Origin of the sequence: Cupriavidus necator (assembly GCF_040578825.1) — a bacterium.
Lineage (GTDB): Bacteria > Pseudomonadota > Gammaproteobacteria > Burkholderiales > Burkholderiaceae > Cupriavidus > Cupriavidus necator_E.
In genome coordinates this window covers 45,047-63,707 of the sequence record NZ_JBEFLI010000027.1, presented here as the reverse complement: position 1 = coordinate 63,707, position 18,661 = coordinate 45,047, and the positions used below count along the sequence as shown (strand labels likewise).

General features: G+C 68.0%; 18 protein-coding genes. 7 read left to right on the top strand and 11 right to left on the bottom strand.

Annotated features, from left to right (window positions below; all coding sequences use genetic code 11):
- Positions 1 to 4: 4 nt before the first annotated feature.
- Positions 5 to 1,126 (top strand): CaiB/BaiF CoA transferase family protein, encoded by a 1,122-nt coding sequence (locus AB1I47_RS15495; protein ID WP_354684630.1) that lies wholly within the window; start codon positions 5 to 7, stop codon positions 1,124 to 1,126.
- Positions 1,127 to 1,262: 136 nt separating this feature from the next.
- Here the strand turns inward: AB1I47_RS15495 and AB1I47_RS15490 are convergent, their stop codons facing one another.
- The 4 genes from AB1I47_RS15490 to AB1I47_RS15475 form a co-directional block, all read right to left on the bottom strand.
- Positions 1,263 to 2,972, bottom strand: coding sequence for a lactate permease LctP family transporter (locus AB1I47_RS15490; RefSeq protein ID WP_354684629.1), 1,710 nt, complete (start codon positions 2,970 to 2,972; stop codon positions 1,263 to 1,265).
- A 159-nt stretch (positions 2,973 to 3,131) separates the two neighbouring features.
- The gene (locus AB1I47_RS15485) at positions 3,132 to 4,577 is read right to left on the bottom strand and encodes a LutB/LldF family L-lactate oxidation iron-sulfur protein (protein WP_354684628.1); all 1,446 of its coding nucleotides are present in this window, start codon (positions 4,575 to 4,577) and stop codon (positions 3,132 to 3,134) included.
- Complete coding sequence (locus AB1I47_RS15480) at positions 4,574 to 5,281, bottom strand: LutC/YkgG family protein (RefSeq protein WP_354684627.1); 708 nt, start codon at positions 5,279 to 5,281, stop codon at positions 4,574 to 4,576. Before AB1I47_RS15480 ends, AB1I47_RS15485 begins: the two co-directional genes overlap by 4 nt.
- Positions 5,278 to 6,060, bottom strand: coding sequence for a (Fe-S)-binding protein (locus AB1I47_RS15475; RefSeq protein WP_354684626.1), 783 nt, complete (start codon positions 6,058 to 6,060; stop codon positions 5,278 to 5,280). The genes AB1I47_RS15480 and AB1I47_RS15475 overlap by 4 nt, the downstream gene beginning before the upstream one ends.
- A 170-nt stretch (positions 6,061 to 6,230) precedes the next feature.
- Here AB1I47_RS15475 and AB1I47_RS15470 point away from each other — a divergent pair, with 170 nt between their 5' ends.
- A complete protein-coding gene (locus AB1I47_RS15470; protein WP_354684625.1) occupies positions 6,231 to 6,905 on the top strand; it encodes a FadR/GntR family transcriptional regulator in 675 nt (224 codons plus the stop codon).
- Between the two features lie 62 nt (positions 6,906 to 6,967).
- On the opposite strand, the gene AB1I47_RS15465 is transcribed toward AB1I47_RS15470, so the two are convergent.
- Positions 6,968 to 8,005 carry an AI-2E family transporter gene (locus tag AB1I47_RS15465; RefSeq protein ID WP_354684624.1) on the bottom strand — a complete coding sequence of 346 codons (1,038 nt, stop codon included), beginning with the start codon at positions 8,003 to 8,005 and terminating at the stop codon, positions 6,968 to 6,970.
- Positions 8,006 to 8,275: 270 nt separating this feature from the next.
- Between AB1I47_RS15465 and AB1I47_RS15460 the strand changes: the two genes are divergently transcribed.
- The 3 genes from AB1I47_RS15460 to csgH are packed head-to-tail and all read left to right on the top strand — an operon-like array spanning position 8,276 to position 10,827.
- On the top strand, positions 8,276 to 9,658 hold the full coding sequence (locus tag AB1I47_RS15460) for an ethanolamine ammonia-lyase subunit EutB (RefSeq protein WP_354684623.1): 1,383 nt from the start codon (positions 8,276 to 8,278) through the stop codon (positions 9,656 to 9,658).
- 47 nt (positions 9,659 to 9,705) lie between these two features.
- Entirely contained in the window at positions 9,706 to 10,476 is a 771-nt protein-coding gene (gene eutC, locus AB1I47_RS15455; protein WP_354684622.1) for an ethanolamine ammonia-lyase subunit EutC, read from the top strand.
- Positions 10,477 to 10,512: 36 nt separating this feature from the next.
- Complete coding sequence (gene csgH / locus AB1I47_RS15450; protein ID WP_354684621.1) at positions 10,513 to 10,827, top strand: curli-like amyloid fiber formation chaperone CsgH; 315 nt, start codon at positions 10,513 to 10,515, stop codon at positions 10,825 to 10,827.
- Positions 10,828 to 10,929: 102 nt separating this feature from the next.
- Here csgH and AB1I47_RS15445 read toward each other — a convergent pair whose 3' ends face one another.
- Positions 10,930 to 11,403 (bottom strand): aminoacyl-tRNA deacylase, encoded by a 474-nt coding sequence (locus AB1I47_RS15445; protein WP_354684620.1) that lies wholly within the window; start codon positions 11,401 to 11,403, stop codon positions 10,930 to 10,932.
- A 93-nt stretch (positions 11,404 to 11,496) separates the two neighbouring features.
- Positions 11,497 to 12,420 (bottom strand): LysR family transcriptional regulator, encoded by a 924-nt coding sequence (locus AB1I47_RS15440; protein ID WP_354684619.1) that lies wholly within the window; start codon positions 12,418 to 12,420, stop codon positions 11,497 to 11,499.
- 265 nt (positions 12,421 to 12,685) lie between these two features.
- Between AB1I47_RS15440 and AB1I47_RS15435 the strand changes: the two genes are divergently transcribed.
- On the top strand, positions 12,686 to 13,018 hold the full coding sequence (locus AB1I47_RS15435; RefSeq protein ID WP_354684618.1) for a hypothetical protein: 333 nt from the start codon (positions 12,686 to 12,688) through the stop codon (positions 13,016 to 13,018).
- Positions 13,019 to 13,020: 2 nt separating this feature from the next.
- Here AB1I47_RS15435 and AB1I47_RS15430 read toward each other — a convergent pair whose 3' ends face one another.
- The 3 genes from AB1I47_RS15430 to AB1I47_RS15420 form a co-directional block, all read right to left on the bottom strand.
- Entirely contained in the window at positions 13,021 to 13,785 is a 765-nt protein-coding gene (locus AB1I47_RS15430; RefSeq protein WP_354684617.1) for an SDR family oxidoreductase, read from the bottom strand.
- Positions 13,786 to 13,906: 121 nt separating this feature from the next.
- Positions 13,907 to 15,313, bottom strand: coding sequence for a class II fumarate hydratase (fumC, locus tag AB1I47_RS15425; RefSeq protein WP_354684616.1), 1,407 nt, complete (start codon positions 15,311 to 15,313; stop codon positions 13,907 to 13,909).
- Positions 15,314 to 15,499: 186 nt separating this feature from the next.
- Positions 15,500 to 15,850: a four-helix bundle copper-binding protein gene (locus AB1I47_RS15420; RefSeq protein WP_354684615.1), complete on the bottom strand. Its 351-nt coding sequence runs from the start codon at positions 15,848 to 15,850 to the stop codon at positions 15,500 to 15,502.
- Positions 15,851 to 16,262: 412 nt separating this feature from the next.
- Here AB1I47_RS15420 and AB1I47_RS15415 point away from each other — a divergent pair, with 412 nt between their 5' ends.
- The gene (locus tag AB1I47_RS15415) at positions 16,263 to 16,646 is read left to right on the top strand and encodes a hypothetical protein (protein ID WP_354684614.1); all 384 of its coding nucleotides are present in this window, start codon (positions 16,263 to 16,265) and stop codon (positions 16,644 to 16,646) included.
- Here the strand turns inward: AB1I47_RS15415 and AB1I47_RS15410 are convergent.
- On the bottom strand, positions 16,640 to 18,643 hold the full coding sequence (locus AB1I47_RS15410; RefSeq protein ID WP_354684613.1) for a sensor domain-containing diguanylate cyclase: 2,004 nt from the start codon (positions 18,641 to 18,643) through the stop codon (positions 16,640 to 16,642). The two genes, AB1I47_RS15415 and AB1I47_RS15410, sit on opposite strands and share 7 nt — an antisense overlap.
- Between the last annotated feature and the right edge of the window lie 18 nt (positions 18,644 to 18,661).

Below are 18,661 nucleotides of genomic sequence, written 5' to 3'. Positions count from 1 at the left end.
TCTCATGACTCATTCCGCTCCCGGCGCGCTTGCCGGCATCCGCGTGGTCGACCTGTCGCGCATCCTCGGCGGCCCGTACTGCGGGCAGATCCTGGGCGACCACGGCGCCGACGTGCTCAAGATCGAACCGCCGCAGGGCGACGACACCCGTACCTGGGGTCCCCCGTTCAAGGACGGCGTGGCGTCGTACTACTTTGGCCTGAACCGCAACAAGCGCGTGATGCGGCTGGACCTGACCACGGCGGCTGGTCGCGAGGTGCTGCTGGCCCTGCTGGCCGATGCCGATGTGCTGGTCGAGAACTTCAAGACCGGCACGATGGAGAAGTGGGGGCTGGGCTACGACGAACTGTCGGCGCGCTTCCCGCGGCTGGTGCATTGCCGCGTGTCCGGTTTCGGCGCCGATGGTCCGCTGGGCGGCCTGCCCGGTTACGACGCCGCGATCCAGGCCATGTCCGGCATCATGAGCATCAATGGCGAGGCCGATGGCGATCCGCTGCGCGTGGGCTTGCCGGTGGTCGACATGGTGACCGGGCTCAACGCGGCGATCGGTGTGCTGCTGGCGTTGCAGGAACGCACGCGCAGCGGGCGCGGGCAGTTCGTCGAGGCCGCACTGTATGACTCCGGCCTGTCGCTGCTGCATCCGCATGCGGCCAACTGGTTCATGAGTGGCAAGACGCCGCAGCGCACGGGGAACGCGCATCCCAACATCTATCCGTACGACACCGTCGCCACCGCCACCGATCCCATCTTTCTCGCGGTCGGCAATGACAGGCAGTTCCGGATTCTCTGCGAGCACTTGCGGCTCCCCGAGCTGGCCGATGACGAACGCTATGCCACCGCGGGCGCGCGGTCGGTGAATCGCGTGGCGCTGAAGGCAGAGCTCGAAGCGAAGCTACGACAGTTCGATGGCAAGGTGTTGGCCGACACGCTGGTCGCCGCTGGCGTGCCATGCGCGCCGGTGCTTTCCGTGGCCGATGCCCTGCAGCATCCGCATACGCGGCACCGTGACATGGTGGTGGAGATGGAGGATGGCTACAAGGGACTGGGCTCACCGGTCAAGCTGAGCCGCACGCCGGCGACGTACCGTTACGCGCCGCTGAGCGAGGGGGACGAGTTCCTCGATTGAGAAGTCGGCCCCTCGGCTATCGCAAAGGCGTCGGGGTTTGAGTCAAGGTTTGGGTGCTCTCGGGTGCTCTCCTCTCCCGCACGCGGGAGAGAAGAGCAAACCGGCAGCGTGCGAAGCTTCGCAGCGCGCTACACCATCACCCCGGAATCATCCCCGGCAACAGATAAGCCTGCACCATCGTCATGACACCGATGATCACCGCAAACAGCAGGCTGTGCTTCACGGTAAAGCGGAACAGCTCCGACTCCTTGCCCACCAGCCCGGTCGCCGCGCATGCCACGGCGATGGACTGCGGCGAGATCATCTTGGCGGTCACGCCGCCAGTGGTGTTGGCAGCCACCATCAGCGTATCCGACACGCCGATCTGATGCGCGGTCGTGTTCTGCAGCGAGCAGAACAGCGCATTCGACGAAGTATCCGAGCCGGTCAGGAACACGCCCAGCCAGCCCAGGAACGGCGAGAAGAACGGGAACGCCGCGCCGGTGCCGGCCAGCAGCAGCGCCAGCGTCGACGACATCCCCGAGTAGTTGGCGACAAAGGCAAAGCCCAGCACCAGACCGATCGACAGCACCGGGCGCGCCAGTTCCACCAGCGTCTCGCCGAAGGTGGCCACCAGGGCGCGCGGCTTCATCCGCAGCAGCACGGCCGAGATCAGCGCGGTCAGCAGGATCGCAGTACCGACGGCGGACAGCAGGTCGAGCTTCAGCACCGCGTCATAGGCTTTGGGCGTGGCCACGATCGGCGCGGCCTTGATCACCATCTGGTCGAGCCCGGGGATCTTGAACTTCAGTACCGTGCCAGCCAGCGCGCCATTGGCGGCAAACAAGGCCTTGAACGGCTGCAGGCTCCACACCGTGACGATCGCGGTCAGGATGCCGAACGGTGCCCAGGCGCGCAGCGTCTGCGCCATGGTGTAGGGCGACGCCTTGCGGCTCAGCGGTGCACCGCCGAACCCACCACCGCTGCCGCCGAAACCCGACAGCGCCATGGTGCCGCCACCGACGCTGCCGCCCGCGCGCTGCGATGCGCTGCGCGGCTGCCATACCTTCAGGAACGCGGCGAGCGATACCAGGCTGACCAGCGCCGAGGTGATGTCCGGCAGCTCAGGCCCGATGTGGTTCGACGTGAAGTACTGCGTCACGGCAAAGCTGCCGCCGCAGACCAGCGCCGCCGGCCACGTCTCGCGCACGCCCTTGGCGCCGTCCATCATGAACACCAGCCAGAAAGGCACCAGCAGCGACAGCAGCGGCAGCTGGCGTCCCGCCATCGCGCCGATATGGAAGGGATCGATGCCGGTCACCTGCCCGGCCACGATGATGGGAATGCCCATCGCGCCGAACGCCACCGGCGCGGTATTGGCGATCAGGCACAGGCCGGCCGCGTACAGCGGATTGAAGCCCAGGCCAACCAGCAGTGCCGCGGTAATGGCAACCGGCGCGCCAAAGCCTGCCGCGCCTTCGAGGAAGGCACCGAAGGCAAAGCCGATCAGCAGCATCTGCAGCCGCTGGTCATCGGTGATCGACAGCACCGAGGCACGGATCACGTCGAACTGGCCGGTCTTGACCACGATCTTGTAGAGGAACACCGCGGTCACGATGATCCACGCAATCGGCCACAGCCCATAGGCAAAACCGAAGCCGGCCGCGGCCAGCGCTTGCTGTGCGGGCATGCCGTACGCGAAGATCGCCACGCCGAGCGCCAGCAGCAGCGTTACCGCGGCGGCGACATGGCCCTTCATGCGCCATACGGCCAGCGCGATGAAGAAGAACAGGATCGGAATGGCCGCGGCCAGCGCCGACAGCCACAGGCTGCCTAGCGGCGTATAGAGTTGGGTCCAGGGTTGCACTGCTTGGTCTCCTGCTTCAGTGGTGTTTTGGGAAATCGTTGTTGTGGTGGTGGCAAGCACAGCGGTGCTTAGCCTGCGCGCTTGTTCGCTCCCCTCTCCCGCGCGCGGGAGAGGGAGAACTCCGTCGGGAGCGGGGCAGCTTACGAAGCGGTCGACGAACTACTCCGGCTGCCCCTTTTCCTTCAGCAAATCCGCCAGGCTCCGCGCCGCCGGTTGCAGCGGCGTACGGTGTTGCGTCCACCCCATCTGCTTCGATGGCGCCAGCGCACGCAGTCGCGTAGCCGCCCATCGGAACAAACGGTAAGTAGCGGGATGCGAATACGCCCCGCTCCAGAAGCGCCACACCAGGTGCTCGCCGCGGCTGTACTTCGCGCCTTGCCCGCGCAGGGGATTCGCGACCGTCTCCTCCGGATCGCGATTCGATTCGGTGCGCAGACGCACCAGCAATTGCGGAATGGGAATGCGCACCGGGCACACCTCGCCGCAGGCGCCACACAGGCTCGACGCCGTCGGCAAGTCCGCAGTGGCATCCAGCCCCAGCAAATGCGGCGAGATGATCTTGCCGATCGGGCCGGGATAGGTGGTGCCATACGCATGGCCACCGATGCGCGTATAGACCGGGCAGTGGTTCATGCACGCGCCGCAGCGGATGCATTGCAGCGTCGCGCGCAACTGCGCATCGGCATAGGCCTGCGTGCGGCCGTTGTCGAGCAGCACCAGGTGCACTTCGCGCGGGCCGTCGCGCTCGCCTTCGCAGCGCGGACCGGAGATCAGGTTGAAGTAGGTGGTGATCGCCTGCCCCGTGGCCGAACGCGTCAGCAGGCTCGACAGCGGCACGATGTGCTCCAGCCTCGCCACCACCTTCTCCATGCCCATGATCGCGATATGCACGTCAGGCACGGTGGTGGAAAGCCGCCCGTTGCCTTCGTTCTCCACCAGCCACAGCGTGCCGGTATCCGCCGCCGCGAAGTTCACGCCGGACAAGCCGACGTCGGCCTCGACAAACGCCTGCCGCAGCGCGCGGCGGCCGGTCTGGATGAGCGCGTCCACATCCTCGGTATAGGACGTATCCGGGATATGCTGCTCGAACAGCGCCGCGATATCGCCCTTGGTCTTGTGGATCGCCGGCATCACGATATGCGAAGGCTTTTCGCCGGCGAGTTGCACGATGTACTCGCCCATATCGGATTCGATGCAGTCCACGCCGCGCTCGGCCAGGTAATGGTTCAGCTCGATCTCCTCGCTGGCCATCGACTTGCCCTTGATCACGCGCTTTGCCTGCTTTGCGGCCACGATGCCGTGGATGATGGCGTTGGCCTCGTCCGCGGTTTCGGCCCAGTGCACCTGTACGCCGGCCGCGGTGAGCCTGGCCTCGAGCTGTGTCAGCAAGTCCGGCAGGTTGGCGAGCGCATGCTGGCGCACGGCTTCGCCAAGGTCGCGCAGTCGTTCCAGCTCGTCCCCATCGGGAAACTGCGCCAGGCGCTTGCCCTGCAGGAAATCCATCGCACCCCGGAAACTCTGGCGCAGCTTGGGATCGTCCAGCGCTTCACGGGCGCGCGCCTTGAAGTCCTGCGTGGGAACGAAGTGCAGTGTGCTCTGGCTCATCGCGCCATCTCCTTGCCGCCCGCATCGTTGACGATCACGACCCACAGCCGGCGCGGACCGTGCGCGCCATAAGCCAGCGTCTGCTGGATATCCGAAGTCTTGGACGGCCCGGAAATCATCACGAGGTTGGTCGGCATGCCGTCGCGCCAGCGTTCGGTGCGCGCGGCCATGTGCAGGTCTTCATGCAGCGTCGAGGCGTGCACCAGCGCCACATGCAGCGGCGGCACCAGCGATACCGTGCGCGGCGAACCCGCATCGGGCACGACGATCAGCGTGCCGGTCGCGGCGATGCCGGAGCGGGCCACGGTGAAGCCGGCATCGACGGTATCGAACAGCTCGGTCTTCCATTGTTCGATGGGCCGGTCATAGCCGGTGGCCACGACATGCGCCGGCAGCGCCGCGGCGAGCGCGGCGCCGGCCTTGCTGGCAGGGTCCAGCAGCAGCCGTTTCACGCCGGCGTTGGACAGCTCGCTGGCCAGCAACGCCGGCCAGGCCGCCTCATCGGCGCACCACACCTCGGCGTGAGACGCTTCCAGTGCCGCCTGCATCGACGCCACCAGTTCGGCAACGCCCGGCGTGCCGTGGCGGCGCGCCTCGAAATGGCTGTCGATGCGCCGGTCGAGCTCGGCGGTGGAGGGCGACGGCGCCGGTGCCGCGGCGCGCAGCCGCCCCAACATGCGTTCGCGTGCGCTGAGCGTGGTCATGCCGCACCTCCGGTACGGCGCCACAGGAAGCTCGCCAGATGTTCGACCTGCAGCGGCGAGCGGTCATGCGCGGCGGTGTGGCCGATATTGAGCAGGCAGCCGCAGTCGGCCGACACCAGCCGGTCACAACCGGTGGCGCAGGCAGAGGCGACCTTGTCGCGCACCATGGCGCCGGAGATGTCGGGATGCTTGAGCGAGAACGTGCCGCCGAACCCACAGCACTCGGACTCGCGCTCATGCTCCACCCGCGTCACGCCCGGCAGCGCATCGACCAGCGCCACGCCGTGCCCGCGCGTACCCATTTCTCGACGGGCGCCGCATGAGGTATGCAGCACGATCCGCTCCTGCGTCTGCCCGGCGGGCAGCGCGTCGCCGAAGTCCACCTTGAGGACGTTCAGCAGGAACTCGCCCAGTTCGTAGATCCGCTCGGCCAGCGCCCGTGCTTTCGGCCCGGCCACCGGATCATCGGCAAAGAGCTGCGGCCAGTGGTGGCGCATCATGCCGGCGCAAGATCCGGACGGCACGATCACCGGCCACGGCTGGCTGAACAGGTCGAGCTGGGCGCGTGCCACGGCGCGGGCGGCGTCGGGATTGCCGCTGCTATAGGCCGGCTGGCCGCAGCAACTTTGCCCGCGGGGGAAGTGCACGGTGAGGCCTTCGCGCTCGAGCAGCCGCACGGCGTCGAGGCCGGCCTGCGGCACGAACAGGTCGACCAGGCAGGTGGCAAACAGGTAGCACTGCGTGGGCGCAGCGCCAGTGGGGTACTGACGATCCTTCATGTCTCGCTCCGGACGTGCTGGGGTCGCACGTTTCGGCGCATAATTCCCGCTTCCGCGCGGCAGTTCAAATTGGTTGGACCAATCCGCAGGGGCACTCAGGAGCGAGGGAAGACGGCATGGCGGCAGCGGCACAAAGGCCCGGCGGCGCGCGCGGGCGCGTGGAGGCGGTCATGCGCAAGATCGAAACCGCGCTGCTCGACGGCACCTGGCCGCCCGGCACGCGGCTGCCGGCCGAGCGCGTGCTGGCCGAACAATTCGATGTGGCCCGCAACACCGTGCGCGAGGCCATCCAGCGCCTGGCCGCGCGCGGCCTGCTGCAGAGCCGCCGCGGCGCCGGCGTCTACGCCACCGATCAGTTGCGCGCGGGGATCGCCTCGCCGTGGGGTCAACTGGTGGCCGACCATCCCGCGCTGCGCGACGACATCCTGGAATTCCGCCGGGTGCTGGAGGGCGCCACCGCCTACTTCGCCGCGCTGCGCGCCGATGCCGGCGACGTCAAGCGCATCCGCGCGCTGATGGCCGAGCTCGAACGCGCCCGCGCCGCCGACGACAAGCAGGCCGAAGCCGATGCGGATGCGCGCCTGCACGACGCCATCGCGCTGGCCTCGCACAACACCATGTTCCTGCACCTGCATACCAGCGTGCTCGGCATGCTGCGCGAGCACATCACCATCAATGGCACCGGCCTGCGCGAACAGGACGACGGCGCTTCAGACCTGCTGCTGCTGCAACACCGCACCCTGTGCGATGCCATCTGCGCGCGCCGGCCGGAAGAGGCGCGCACCGCCATGCAGACCCATATCGACTTCGTGCGCAGCCGCGTCGAGCAGGACGGCGGCAGCTAGGTCGCCGGGGCTTGCGTGCCGCTATTGGTCCGACCACCGGCCCGGCGTGCTCGACGCGGCATTCAGATCAGCCCCGCGCCAGCCAGCTCCCGCTTCATGTAGGCATAGAAAATCGGCCCGGCAATCACGCCAGGGATGCCGAACAGCGTTTCCATCAGCAGCATCACCATCAGCAGCTCCCACGCCGCGGCCTGGATGCGCGCGCCGATAATGCGCGCGTTCAGGAAGTACTCCAGCTTGTGGATCACCACCAGGAACACCAGCGACCCCACCGCGATCGGCAGCGACACCGACAGCGACGCCACCACGATTGCGGTATTCGAGATCAGGTTGCCCAGCACCGGCAGCAGGCCGGCAATAAAGGTGATCACCACCAGCGTCTTCGACAGCGGCAGGTGCACGCCAAACAGCGGCAGCACCAGCAGCAGGTAGATCGCGGTCAGCACCGTGTTGATCGTCGAGATCTGGATCTGCGCAAAGATAAACTGCGAAAACGCCTCCTGCAGCGTACGCGCCCGCGCCACCAACGCCGCCGCCAGCGGCCGCCGGTTGGGCCGCGCCACGGCGCGGTACAACGCCACCATCGCGCCGATCACCAGCCCGATCAGGATATGCACCAGCGTGCGCAGCACTTCCGCGCCCAGCTTCTGCGCCATCGCCGCATGCTCGCGCAGCGTCTCGATCAGCGTGTTGGCCAGCTCGTCCACGCCGTTGGGCAGCGCATCGCTGACCCAGGGCGGCAACTGCCCACGCGAGCGGTCGATGATATCCGCCACATGGTTAAGCAGCCCGTCCAGCGTATTGCCCTCCCCGCTGACAAAGCGCACCAGCAGCCAGCCGGCCAGCGACAGGCCCAGCAAGATCAGCCCCGACAGGATCGCCACCGCCAGCGCATCATGCCGCTGGTGCAGCCGCTTCAGCCGCGGTGCCAGCACATCCACCAGCGAATACAGCAGCAGCCCGGACAGCAGGGCCGCCACCAGGTTGGCATGGAGCACGGTCCAGAGCGCCAGGGCGGTCAACAGATAGGCGACGGCGCCGACGCTGTACCACGCGGCTGGCAGCAGACGCGGGACGTGGGTCGGGTCGGGGTCTTTCATTGGGGGGTCTCCGGGGGATGAGGCCTGGCAACTGTCATGGCCGGGTGGCCAGACGGTCGATTGTCCGGTGTGCCGGCGGGGTTACGCAAGTGCCTCGCTTGGCGAGGAGGCATCTTGGCAGGCAGCCAAATCCATTTAGGGCGTTGCGGCCCCGCATACACGCCACCCGAGCCGCGTGCGCCAAGGGTGGCTATATTAGGGGAACCGGCGCCCCCAATTGGCGTCAGCTTCACCAAGCCCCTCGACGCAGTCCCAGACGGATTCCGACGCATGGCCTATACCCACACCATCGGCACCCAGCGCCACGTCTTTGCCGACCTGCGCACATTGCTGGCCAAGGCCAGCCCCGCACGGTCCGGCGATGCATTGGCGGGTGTAGCTGCCGCCAATGAGCAGGAACGGATGGCGGCGCGGCTCGCGCTGGCCGAGGTGCCGCTGACGCAGTTCCTGAACGAAGCGCTGGTGCCGTACGAGGATGACGAGGTCACGCGGCTGATCGTCGACCGGCACGACGCGGCGGCCTTTGCCGCGATCGGTGCCACCACCGTGGGCGACCTGCGCAACTGGCTGCTGCTGCACGAGACCGACACGGCCACGCTGGCGCGCGTAGCGCCCGGCATCACCCCCGAGATGGCGGCGGCGGTCAGCAAGCTGATGCGCAACCAGGACCTGGTGGCGGTGGCGCGCAAATGCCAGGTGGTGACGCGCTTTCGCAGCACCGTGGGGCTGCCCGGCCGGTTGTCGGTGCGGCTGCAGCCCAATCACCCCACCGACGATCCCAAGGGCATTGCCGCGTCGATCATCGACGGGCTGCTGTATGGCTGTGGCGATGCCACCATCGGCGTTAATCCGGCTTCGGACAACCTCGGCACCATCGTCTCGCTGCTGCGCATGATCGACGAGCTGCGCAGCCGCTACGACATCCCGACGCAATCCTGCGTGCTGACCCACGTTACCAATACACTGCGCGCAATGGAGCAAGGCGCGCCGGTGGACCTGGTGTTCCAGTCGGTGGCCGGCAGCGAGGGCGCCAATGCGGCCTTCGGCATCAGCCTGTCGCTGCTGGCCGAGGCGCACGACGCCGCGCAGGCGCTGGCGCGCGGCACGGTGGGCGACAACCTGATGTATTTCGAGACCGGGCAGGGCAGCGCGCTGTCGGCCAACGCGCATCACGGTGTCGACCAGCAGACCATGGAGGCGCGTGCCTATGCGGTAGCGCGCGCGTTCTCGCCGCTGCTGGTCAACACGGTGGTGGGCTTTATCGGTCCTGAATACCTGTATGACGGCAAGCAGATCATCCGCGCCGGGCTGGAGGACCACTTCTGCGGCAAGCTGATGGGCGTGCCGATGGGCTGCGATGTCTGCTACACCAACCATGCCGAAGCCGACCAGGACGACATGGATACGTTGCTGACGCTGTTCGGCGTGGCCGGCATCAACTTCATCATGGGCGTGCCGGGCGCCGATGACATCATGCTGAACTACCAGAGCACGTCGTTCCACGATGCGCTGTACCTGCGCGAGGTGCTGGGGCTGCGCCCGGCCCCCGAGTTCGAGGCATGGCTGCAGCGCATGGGCATTGCCGATGCCACCGGCCGGCTGCTGGAGCCGGCCGAGCGCCAGCCGCTGCTGCAGATGGCGCACAGCCTGTGAACCGAGCGTAAAGCCGGTCAAACGCAAACTTTCCTCGCGCGAACACCATGTCTGAACAGACTCCCGCCACGACCGATACCGACCCATGGCAGCGCCTGCGCCAGTTCACCCGCGCACGCGTTGCCATCGGCCGCACCGGCCACAGCCAGACCACCGATGCCGTGCTAGCCTTCGGGCTGGCGCACGCGCAGGCGCGCGATGCGGTGCACCTGCCGCTGGACGTGGGCGCCGTGACCGCGGCGCTGGACGCGGCCGGGCTCGCGCACATCGCGGTGCATAGCGCCGCGCCGGACCGCACCCATTACCTGCGGCGCCCCGACCTGGGCCGGCGCCTGGACGATGCCGGCCGCGACGCGCTGGCGGCGGCGCGGCCGCAGCAGGCGCCCGACGTGGTCTTCGTGATGGCCGACGGCCTGTCCGCGCTGGCTACGCAGACGCATGCGCTGCCGGTGCTCGAGGCCGCCCGCCAGCGCCTGCCGCAGACCTGGCATGTCGGCCCGGTCGTGGTGGCCGAGCAGTCGCGCGTAGCGCTGGGCGACGAGATCGGCGAGATCCTCGGTGCGCGCCAGGTGGTGATGCTGATCGGCGAGCGCCCCGGGCTCAGTTCGCCCGACAGCCTTGGCATCTACCTGACCTACGCGCCGCGCGTGGGCCGCACCGATGCCGAGCGCAACTGCATCTCCAATATCCGGCCCGAAGGCTTGCCGTATGCGCAGGCGGCCGAGCGGCTTGCCTTCCTGCTGCGCGGCGCGGTGGCGCTGGGCCGTTCCGGCGTCGACCTGAAGGATGACAGCGCGCCGGCGCTGCCCGGAGACTGACGCGGCCATGTGTGCCGCCTTTCGCAAGGAGCGACCATGCAAGCCGACATGAACCTGCAGGTATGGCTCGATATCCAGTCGGCCAACGGCACGGCGCAGATCGCGCCGTATGTCGCCTCGGCGCACGAAGCGGAGCTGCAGTATGAGGTGAAGGTCAGCACGCGCAGCGGCAACGCCGCGTCTTCGGCGGCGCAGGCCGGCACGGTGCATGTGGTGCCAGGGCAGCCGGTGCGCGTATCGACGCTGACGGTCGCACCGCATCCCGCCGCGGTGTGCGAAGTCGGCCTGGTGCTGCGGCAGGGCATGACGGTGCTGGGCCGCTACAAGCTCGATTGCAGCGGGCGCAAATAACCCCATCGGGTGAAAATAAAAACGGCCACCACGCGGGCCTTGCGCCCGCCATGGTGACCGCGTGTCGTGCGCGGGCAAGCTGCCCGCAGCGACATTGCGCCGCTACATCATGCGGCGCGAGAAGTGGCCGTGCCTGGCGTCCGACATCAGTTGCGAGAATTGCTCCCTGCTCATGTGGACCAGCTCCTGGTGGTCGCCGCCCTCGAAAAAGACTTCGGGCTGTTCCATCAGGCTGTCGTCCACATAGGTCTGCATGCCGTAGGCCATGGCCACCGGCGGGATCGCGCCGAGGTCGCAATCCTTGAAGATCTCGCGGATTTCGTCCTCGTGTGCCAGCACCAGGTTGCGGCCGGTCTGTTCGCAGATGGCTGCCATCTGCAGGTGGTGGCTCGACGGAATCACCGCGGCGACGTAGCCGCGTTCATCTTCGAGCAACAGTGTCTTGGCCAGTCTGTCTCCGGGAACGTGCGCTGCCTCGGCAGTGGCCATGCTGCTGAGGGTGTAGGGGTGGCGGATGATGTCGTACTGGGTATTCTTGCTGCTCAGGCAGTTTGCGAGCGTGCTAGCCAGGGCCATGGAATGCTCCTCAGGATGCGCCAACAGTTATCCTTGTGCTCCTAATATAGTGTGCCTGCCGTCCCGCGCATCGCGGGCAAAGCGCGCGCCGCCCTAGCGGTGCAGCCGCGGCCACACCGCCTGCAGCTCGGTCTTCAGGAAGTTCAGCAGGTAGCGCGTGGCCAGCGTCTGGTAGCGGTTGGGCATGGTCAGCATGTAGAGCCGGCTGCCGAACACGCTGATGCGGTAGTCGGACAACAGCGGCACCAGCGCGCCACGTTCCAGTTCGGCACCGATGGCATAGATCGGGAAGATACCGATGCCGAGTCCCGCCAGCACGGCTTCCTTCAGGAACGCGAAGTTCTCTGAACTGAGCGTCGGCTCCAGCACCACCTGCTCGCGGGTTTCTTTCGCGTCACCATCCAGGCGCGTGCCCGATGCCTTGAGCTTCTGCCCGACCGGCGACGCGCAGACGATGGCATGCGTTCGCAGCCCGGCCAGCTCCGTTGGCGCGGGATGGCCGGCAAGGTATGCCGGCGAGGCGCACAGGATCCAGTCGACCTCGCCGATCTCGGTCGCGACCACCGAATCCGGCGGCGTGGAGATGATGCGCAGCGCCACTTCCACGTCTTCGGACACCAGGTTGTGCACGCGGTTGTCGAACACGACATCGAGCGTGATGTCGGGATAGCGTTGCTTGAACTGCACCAGCAGGGGCGACAGCAGCGTGTGGCCCAGTCCCGTAGGCACCGAGAGCCGCACGTGGCCCTGCAGGCTCTTGCCCATATTGCTGATCAGCGCGTTGGCCGCCGCGACTTCACCCAGGATATTGCGGCCATGCTCGTACAGGCCCGCCCCGACCGGGGTCGGTTCGACATGGCGGGTGGTCCGCCGCAGGAGCTGCACGCCCAGTTCTTCTTCCAGCGCCTTCAGCCGGTAGCTGACATTGGCGCGCGTCATCTTGAGCTTGCGGGCGGCCGCGCTCAGGTTGCCCGCATCGACGATGTCGACGAACAGGCGCAAGGCGTTCAGGTCCATGGGTTGCGAATTGGGTACGGGGCGGCGGCTGCCGCCCGTATATTGCCATGCCGGGGCATTGGCCCCCGCGGAGTCGCGCCGAGGGGTGCATCAATGCTCGTCAGGGCTGGCCGGCGATTGTCCAGAGGGCTGGACACGGAATCCGGCCGGCGGCCCACATCGCACGGGACGCAACAGCGTGTTGCCTGCGCTGTGGCTTGCACTGTGCGCGGGTCTGGGCAATGATGCGATCCAGACCCCCAACCGGCCTATCGCCCCCTTTGCCATGCTCCGCTCGCTGCGCCGATGGCTGTGCCTGCCTTTGCTCGTCGCCACCGGCGCGTCGGCGCAGGACCTGGTCGAATGCAAGCGCATCGAACACGACCAGCTAGTCGCCGCCACCCAGGAAACCCTGCTGTTCCTGCGCTGCCGCGCGCGCCAGGTCGCCTACGAGGCCCCGCGCCTGAAGGGCGTGACCCAGCGCGTGAAGGATGACCTGATGTTCGCCTGCCTCGACCAGGCCGACGCCGTGGAACACCAGCTACGCGTGCGCCACGGCTACTCGCGTGAAGCGCTGGCGCGCCAGCGCTGCGAGTTCTTCGGCGCGGCGCAACGCTGAGCTCAGGCAAAACCACCGTTGGCGCGCAGCACCTGCGCATTGACCCAGGCACCATCCGGCCCGGCCAGGAAGGCCACCGTGCCGGCGATGTCCTCTGGCGTGCCAAGTCGCTCCAGCGGCGGGAGCTTTGACATTTGGGCGATCTGCTCGTCGGACTTGCCGTCGAGAAACAGCTCGGTGGCCACCGGCCCCGGCGCCACCGCGTTGACGGTAATGCCGCGCCCGCGCAGCTCGTTGGCCAGCACCCGCACCAGCCCTTCCACACCGGCCTTGGCCGCGATATAGGGCCCATAGCCCGGGAAGGAGCGCGCGATCACGCTGGTGGACAGCGCGATGATGCGCCCGCCTTCGCGCAGCCGCGCAGCCGCCTCGCCCAGCACCAGGAAGGCACCGCGCAGGTTGGTGGCAATGGTCTGGTCGAAGGTCTCGATGCTGGCGGGGGCGACCGGCGCCATCGACATGATGCCGGCGCTGTTGACCACCACGTCGAGGCGGCCGAAGGCCTGCTGCGCGGCGTGGAACAGGCGCGCCACGTCCTGTGCCTGCGCCACGTCGCCTTGCACGGCGATGGCGTCGGCGCCGGCCGCGCGCGCGGCGGCCACGGTTTCTTCGGCGCGCCCGGCGCTGCCGGCATAGCCGATGGCGACATCAAAGCCGTCGGCGGCAAGCCGCAGCGCGATGGCGCGGCCGATGCCGCGCGAGGCGCCTGTTACCAGGGCGGCGCGGCGTTGGGTGGAAGGGTGGGCGAAGGATTGCGTGGCGGCCATGTCGGGCTCCTTGTCAGAAGGTATGGCCCTATCATGGACGTTGGCTGTACTTGGATAAATGGGTGAAGATTGGACGGATTAGGCAGCCATGCTTAACAATCGCCACCCCGTGCAGCGCCCTCTACACCTCGCGCGTCATCCCCTTCAAGTCGATCCACTCGGCGAACTGCTCCTCGGTGACATGCCCCGACTCGATCGCCGCCTCGCGCAGCGACAGGTTGCGCTTGACCGCCAGCTTGGCGATCTCCGCGGCCTTGTCGTAGCCGATATGCGGGTTGAGCGCCGTGACCGGCATCAGCGAGCGCTCCAGCAGCTCGGCAATGCGCTCGCGGTCAGCCTCCACGCCTTCGACCATATGCTCGGCAAAGCTCGATGCCGCGCCGGCCAGCAGCGATACCGACTGCAGCACGCTGTAGATGATCACCGGCTTGTAGGCATTGAGCTCCAGCGTGCCGAGCCCGTTGGCCAGCGTCACCGTGGTGTGGTTGCCGATCACGCGGCAGCACACCATCGCCAGCGCCTCGGCCTGGGTCGGGTTGACCTTGCCGGGCATGATCGACGAGCCCGGCTCGTTGGCCGGCAGCACCAGCTCGGCAAAACCCGCGCGCGGGCCGGAGCCCAGCAGCATGAAGTCGCGGGCGATCTTCAGGAACGATGACGCGGTGGTATTGAGCGCACCCGACAGGTCGGCCAGCGCGTCGTGCGAGGCCTGCAGCGCATAGCGGTTGGGCGCGGGCTCGAACGGCAGGCCGGTGTAGTCCGCCAGCGCGCGCGCGAACGCCGCGGCAAAGCCATGCGGCGCGTTCAGGCCGGTGCCCACCGCGGTGCCGCCCTGCGCCACCGGCATCGCGCGCAGCATGGCCTGCTGCAGCCGCGACTGCGCATCGGCCACCTGCGTCATGTAGCCGGAGAATTCCTGCCCCAGCGTCAGCGGCACCGCGTCCTGCAGATGGGTGCGGCCGACCTTGACGATATCGGCAAAGGCTTCCACCTTGCGCGCGAAAGTCTGCTGCAGCTGCTCCAGCGCCGGCAGCAGCTCCTGCCGGATCGCGCGCGTGGCGGCGATATGCATCGCGGTCGGGAAGCTGTCGTTGGACGACTGGCTGGCGTTGACGTGGTCGTTCGGGTGCACCGGCTTCTTGCTGCCGACCTCGCCGCCAAGCAGCTGGATGGCCCGGTTCGCGATGACCTCGTTCAGGTTCATGTTGGTCTGCGTGCCCGAACCCGTCTGCCAGACCGACAGCGGGAACTCCTGCGGCCAGCGGCCTTCGATGACCTCGCCGGCGGCCTGCTCGATCGCCTGTGCCAGCTCGGGCTGGAGCACGCCCAGCTGCCGGTTGGCGCGCGCGGCGCACAGCTTCAGGATGGCGAAGGCCTCGATCAGGGACGGCGGCATCTTTTCCGTGCCGATGCGGAAGTTCCGGCGCGAGCGCTCGGTCTGCGCCCCCCACAGGTGGTCGGCGGGCACGGGGACATCGCCCAGGCTGTCTTTCTCGATGCGGGTGTTGGAGGTGGACGGGTCGGACATGGACAGACTCCTTTGCAAGGCAGGGGGCGGCTGGTGCGACGTCGCGTGGCGCGCAGGCCGACACACCGGCGCGGGGGCCGGCGCGCGTTGTCCATCAGAATACCGCCTCACCGCCGGCGGCGCGCAGGCGTGCGCTGGTCGTCGCAAGCGGAACGGCAGCCGGGGGACGGCCGCCGCAGGCTGGCGCTACGCGGTCGCCTTCAGACACTGCTCCATGCAGACCGCGCAGGCGCGCGCGCATTCCTGGCAGTGCTCGGCGTCATGGCGCTCGCATTCTTCCTTGCACCACTTGCAGACCTCGGCGCAGTCCTCGCATACCAGTGGCGCGAACTCGCTGTTGCGCAGCATGTACGACGCGGCGAGCTGGGCAATGCCGGCGCAATCCATGTCCAGCGCGATGCAGCGCGCCATCTTGCGCACATCCTGTTCTTCCAGGCAGGCGGCCGCGCACTTGAGCGCGGCGGCCGACGCGGCATTGCAGGCGGCGATGCAGTCGGCGTAGCGGGCGGCGTTTTCCTGCACGGTGGGTCGGATCATGGAGCTTCCTCCTTGGGGGTAGGTGGCGGAGTGTGACAAGCCGGCACCGGCCGGCAAGGCGGCGCATGGGCAATGCCCGCTGGCGGCGTGGCGCGGTGCGGCTGGCATGCCCGCGGTGCCGGCAGCGGCGCATCCGCGCCCGCACGGGGCATCGTTATTCACAATAGCAGGCGGCAATGGTTCCTGTCGGCCCGGTAATTGCAGCACGGCGCTGGTTACAATGCGGCCTGCACGAAGCGTTTCGGGATGGCGGGCCGCGGGCCGCGCCGGCATCACCTTCGGCTCCCTGATGCGATGGCCGGGCACCACCACCCCCGCCATCGCATCTAACAGGCATCCGCACGGTCCGGCCGCAACGGCCGGCGCAATGCATAACCACACACACCGGCAGCACGGGGAAGGAAGGCACATCATGGGCGAGGCGAAACGGCGGGGTACCCCCGAGGAGCGTGCGGCACAGGCACGCGCAAAGGTTGAGGCCTTGCGCCCGGCGCAGCTTGTCTGCGGCCATTGCAAGACCGCATTTACCACCTTCGATACGCTCGATGTGCCCGGCTTGCCCGGCATCGATGCCGTGTTCGGCGGCGAATGCCCCAACTGCGGCAACGACGTGGTGGTGTTCAAGGGCGCGCCCGAAGCCGTGGCGCAGGCCATGATCGCGTGGGAGAAGATGCTGGGCGCCGATGCGCAGCTAGGCTACCAGTCCAGCGACGGACGCCATGTGCCGTTCGAGCCCGAGGGCGCGGAGGCGGCCGGCGGGCCGGCACCGGGCAAGCCCCGCGGCACCATTCACTGACGGACTGACTGCGGGGCAGGTTCGTCCGCCAGTTCCGGCGGGCCGATCTCATAGCGGCCGCGGCCCGCGCCCTTGGCGCGGTATAGCAGCACGTCGGCCAGCCGCATCAGTTCGCGGTCCTGCACGGGACCGCCCTGGTAGAGGGCTACGCCGATGCTGACATCCACGTCGGCCGGCACGCCCTCGAAGTGGAAGGGCTCGTCCATCGCCTGCAGGATCGCCTCAGCCACGCGGCGCGCCACCGCCGGCTGGCCGATATCCTCCAGCACCACCGCGAACTCGTCGCCGCCCAGCCGCGCCACGGTATCGCTGTCGCGCACGCAGGCGCGCACGCGCCGGGCAAACGCCTGCAGCAGCAGGTCGCCCGCGGCGTGGCCGTGGATATCGTTGACGGCCTTGAAGCGATCCATGTCGAGGTACAGCAGCGCCATCAGCGTACCGTGCTCGCGGCTGCGCGCCATCGCCGCCTGCAACTGGCTGTCGAAGGCGCTACGGTTCATTAGTTGCGTGAGGTGATCGGTGCGGGACATGCGCGCCAGCCGCTGGGTCTCCAGCTTGCGCTGGGTGATGTCCTGCACATGGATATGCACGCCCACCACCTCGCTGCCATCGGCACTCCATTCCGGCCGGAAGCTGGTTTCCATGCAGTGGTATTCGGGATCGTGCTCCTCGGCCTCGAAGGTCACCGCCGCGCCCGCCAGCGCGCGCTGCAGGAACGGCTGCGCGCGCGCATAGCGCGCTTCGCCCAGCACCTCGCGCATGGTCCTGCCGCGCAGTTCCTCCGGTTTCAGGCCGAAGACATGCTCGTAGGCCAGGTTGTTGAAGACGTAGCGCTCTTCGGTGTCGATAAAGGCCAGCAGCGACGGCAGCGTGTCGGTGACCGCGCGCAGGCGCCGTTCGCTGCGGTCCAGTGCCTGGCGGCGGTCGCGCACGTCGCGCATCAGCTTGATGAAGGCGCGCGACAGGTCGCCGATCTCGTCGCGCTGCTGCCGCGTGGGCAGGCGCTCGAAGGCTGACAGGTCATTGGTGCTGGCCAGCACGACCTTGTGCAGCCGCGTCAGCGGCGCGAGCTGGCGCCGCACCGCCAGCCAGATCAGCAGCGCCACTGCCGCCATTGCCACCCCCGCCATGCTCAGGAAGCGTTGCTGCATCTGGTGCAGCGGCGCGTAGGCTTCGCGCGCCGGCAGCAGTGCCACCAGTTCCCAGCCGGTGGTCGACATCAGGTAGCGCGCGATCACCGGCCGCGCCGGCGTGATGAACTCAAACTGCGCGGGGCTGTCGTCCTCGCCGCAGGTGTCGTTGACCGGCAGCGCGGGCTGGCGCGCCTGCGTCGGATCGGGATGGCGGATATAGACCGGTTCCCGCCCGGCCGACACCAGGCAGTAATAGCCGGTGGTGCCGAGCCGGTTATGCAGGATCTCGACCATGAAATTCGCGCTCGACATGTCGAGCCAGCCGGCCACCAGGCCAACGAAGGTCCGCTGCGCCGACAGCACCGGCACCGCCACCAGCACCCCAAGGCGGCCGGTGGTGCGCGAGCGGATCGGCGGCGAGACCACAGGTGCCAGCGAGCGCGCGGCCTCGCGGAAGTAGCCGCGGTCGCTGACCTCGGCGGCCGGCCCGCTGGTGCTGACGATATTGCCCTGCATGTCGGCGACCAGCAGCGCGTTGAAGGCGCCAGGCACAGGAATCGCCGCGGTCAGCGTATCCAGCACGCGCTGCCGTACCGCGGCGGCCTGCGCCCCGCGCGCCTGCGCAAGGAGATTGCCGATCTGATCGGCCTGGTGCGACAGCAGCATGATGCGGTCGTCCATGGCGGTGTCGAGCTGGTCGGTGGTCAGCTTGACGACGGAATCCTGCTGGTCCTGCAGTGCAGCATGCAGGTCACGGTGCGCGTCGTACAGGGCCACCAGGATGATGCCGGTGCCAAATACCGCGGCGAGCACGGTGGTAATGATCGCAATGCGCGCTTTCAGCGTGGGCGTGTAGACGTGCATGTGGGCGAAAGTTGGGCG

Coding starts and splice junctions, on each gene's coding strand:
- AB1I47_RS15495 (WP_354684630.1), top strand. CDS start 5: ATGACTCATTCCGCTCCCGGCGCGCTTGCCGGCATCCGCGTGGTCGAC.
- AB1I47_RS15485 (WP_354684628.1), bottom strand. CDS start 4,577: ATGAGCCAGAGCACACTGCACTTCGTTCCCACGCAGGACTTCAAGGCG.
- AB1I47_RS15480 (WP_354684627.1), bottom strand. CDS start 5,281: ATGACCACGCTCAGCGCACGCGAACGCATGTTGGGGCGGCTGCGCGCC.
- AB1I47_RS15475 (WP_354684626.1), bottom strand. CDS start 6,060: ATGAAGGATCGTCAGTACCCCACTGGCGCTGCGCCCACGCAGTGCTAC.
- AB1I47_RS15470 (WP_354684625.1), top strand. CDS start 6,231: ATGCGCAAGATCGAAACCGCGCTGCTCGACGGCACCTGGCCGCCCGGC.
- AB1I47_RS15465 (WP_354684624.1), bottom strand. CDS start 8,005: ATGAAAGACCCCGACCCGACCCACGTCCCGCGTCTGCTGCCAGCCGCG.
- AB1I47_RS15460 (WP_354684623.1), top strand. CDS start 8,276: ATGGCCTATACCCACACCATCGGCACCCAGCGCCACGTCTTTGCCGAC.
- eutC (WP_354684622.1), top strand. CDS start 9,706: ATGTCTGAACAGACTCCCGCCACGACCGATACCGACCCATGGCAGCGC.
- csgH (WP_354684621.1), top strand. CDS start 10,513: ATGCAAGCCGACATGAACCTGCAGGTATGGCTCGATATCCAGTCGGCC.
- AB1I47_RS15445 (WP_354684620.1), bottom strand. CDS start 11,403: ATGGCCCTGGCTAGCACGCTCGCAAACTGCCTGAGCAGCAAGAATACC.
- AB1I47_RS15440 (WP_354684619.1), bottom strand. CDS start 12,420: ATGGACCTGAACGCCTTGCGCCTGTTCGTCGACATCGTCGATGCGGGC.
- AB1I47_RS15435 (WP_354684618.1), top strand. CDS start 12,686: ATGCTCCGCTCGCTGCGCCGATGGCTGTGCCTGCCTTTGCTCGTCGCC.
- AB1I47_RS15430 (WP_354684617.1), bottom strand. CDS start 13,785: ATGGCCGCCACGCAATCCTTCGCCCACCCTTCCACCCAACGCCGCGCC.
- fumC (WP_354684616.1), bottom strand. CDS start 15,313: ATGTCCGACCCGTCCACCTCCAACACCCGCATCGAGAAAGACAGCCTG.
- AB1I47_RS15420 (WP_354684615.1), bottom strand. CDS start 15,850: ATGATCCGACCCACCGTGCAGGAAAACGCCGCCCGCTACGCCGACTGC.
- AB1I47_RS15415 (WP_354684614.1), top strand. CDS start 16,263: ATGGGCGAGGCGAAACGGCGGGGTACCCCCGAGGAGCGTGCGGCACAG.
- AB1I47_RS15410 (WP_354684613.1), bottom strand. CDS start 18,643: ATGCACGTCTACACGCCCACGCTGAAAGCGCGCATTGCGATCATTACC.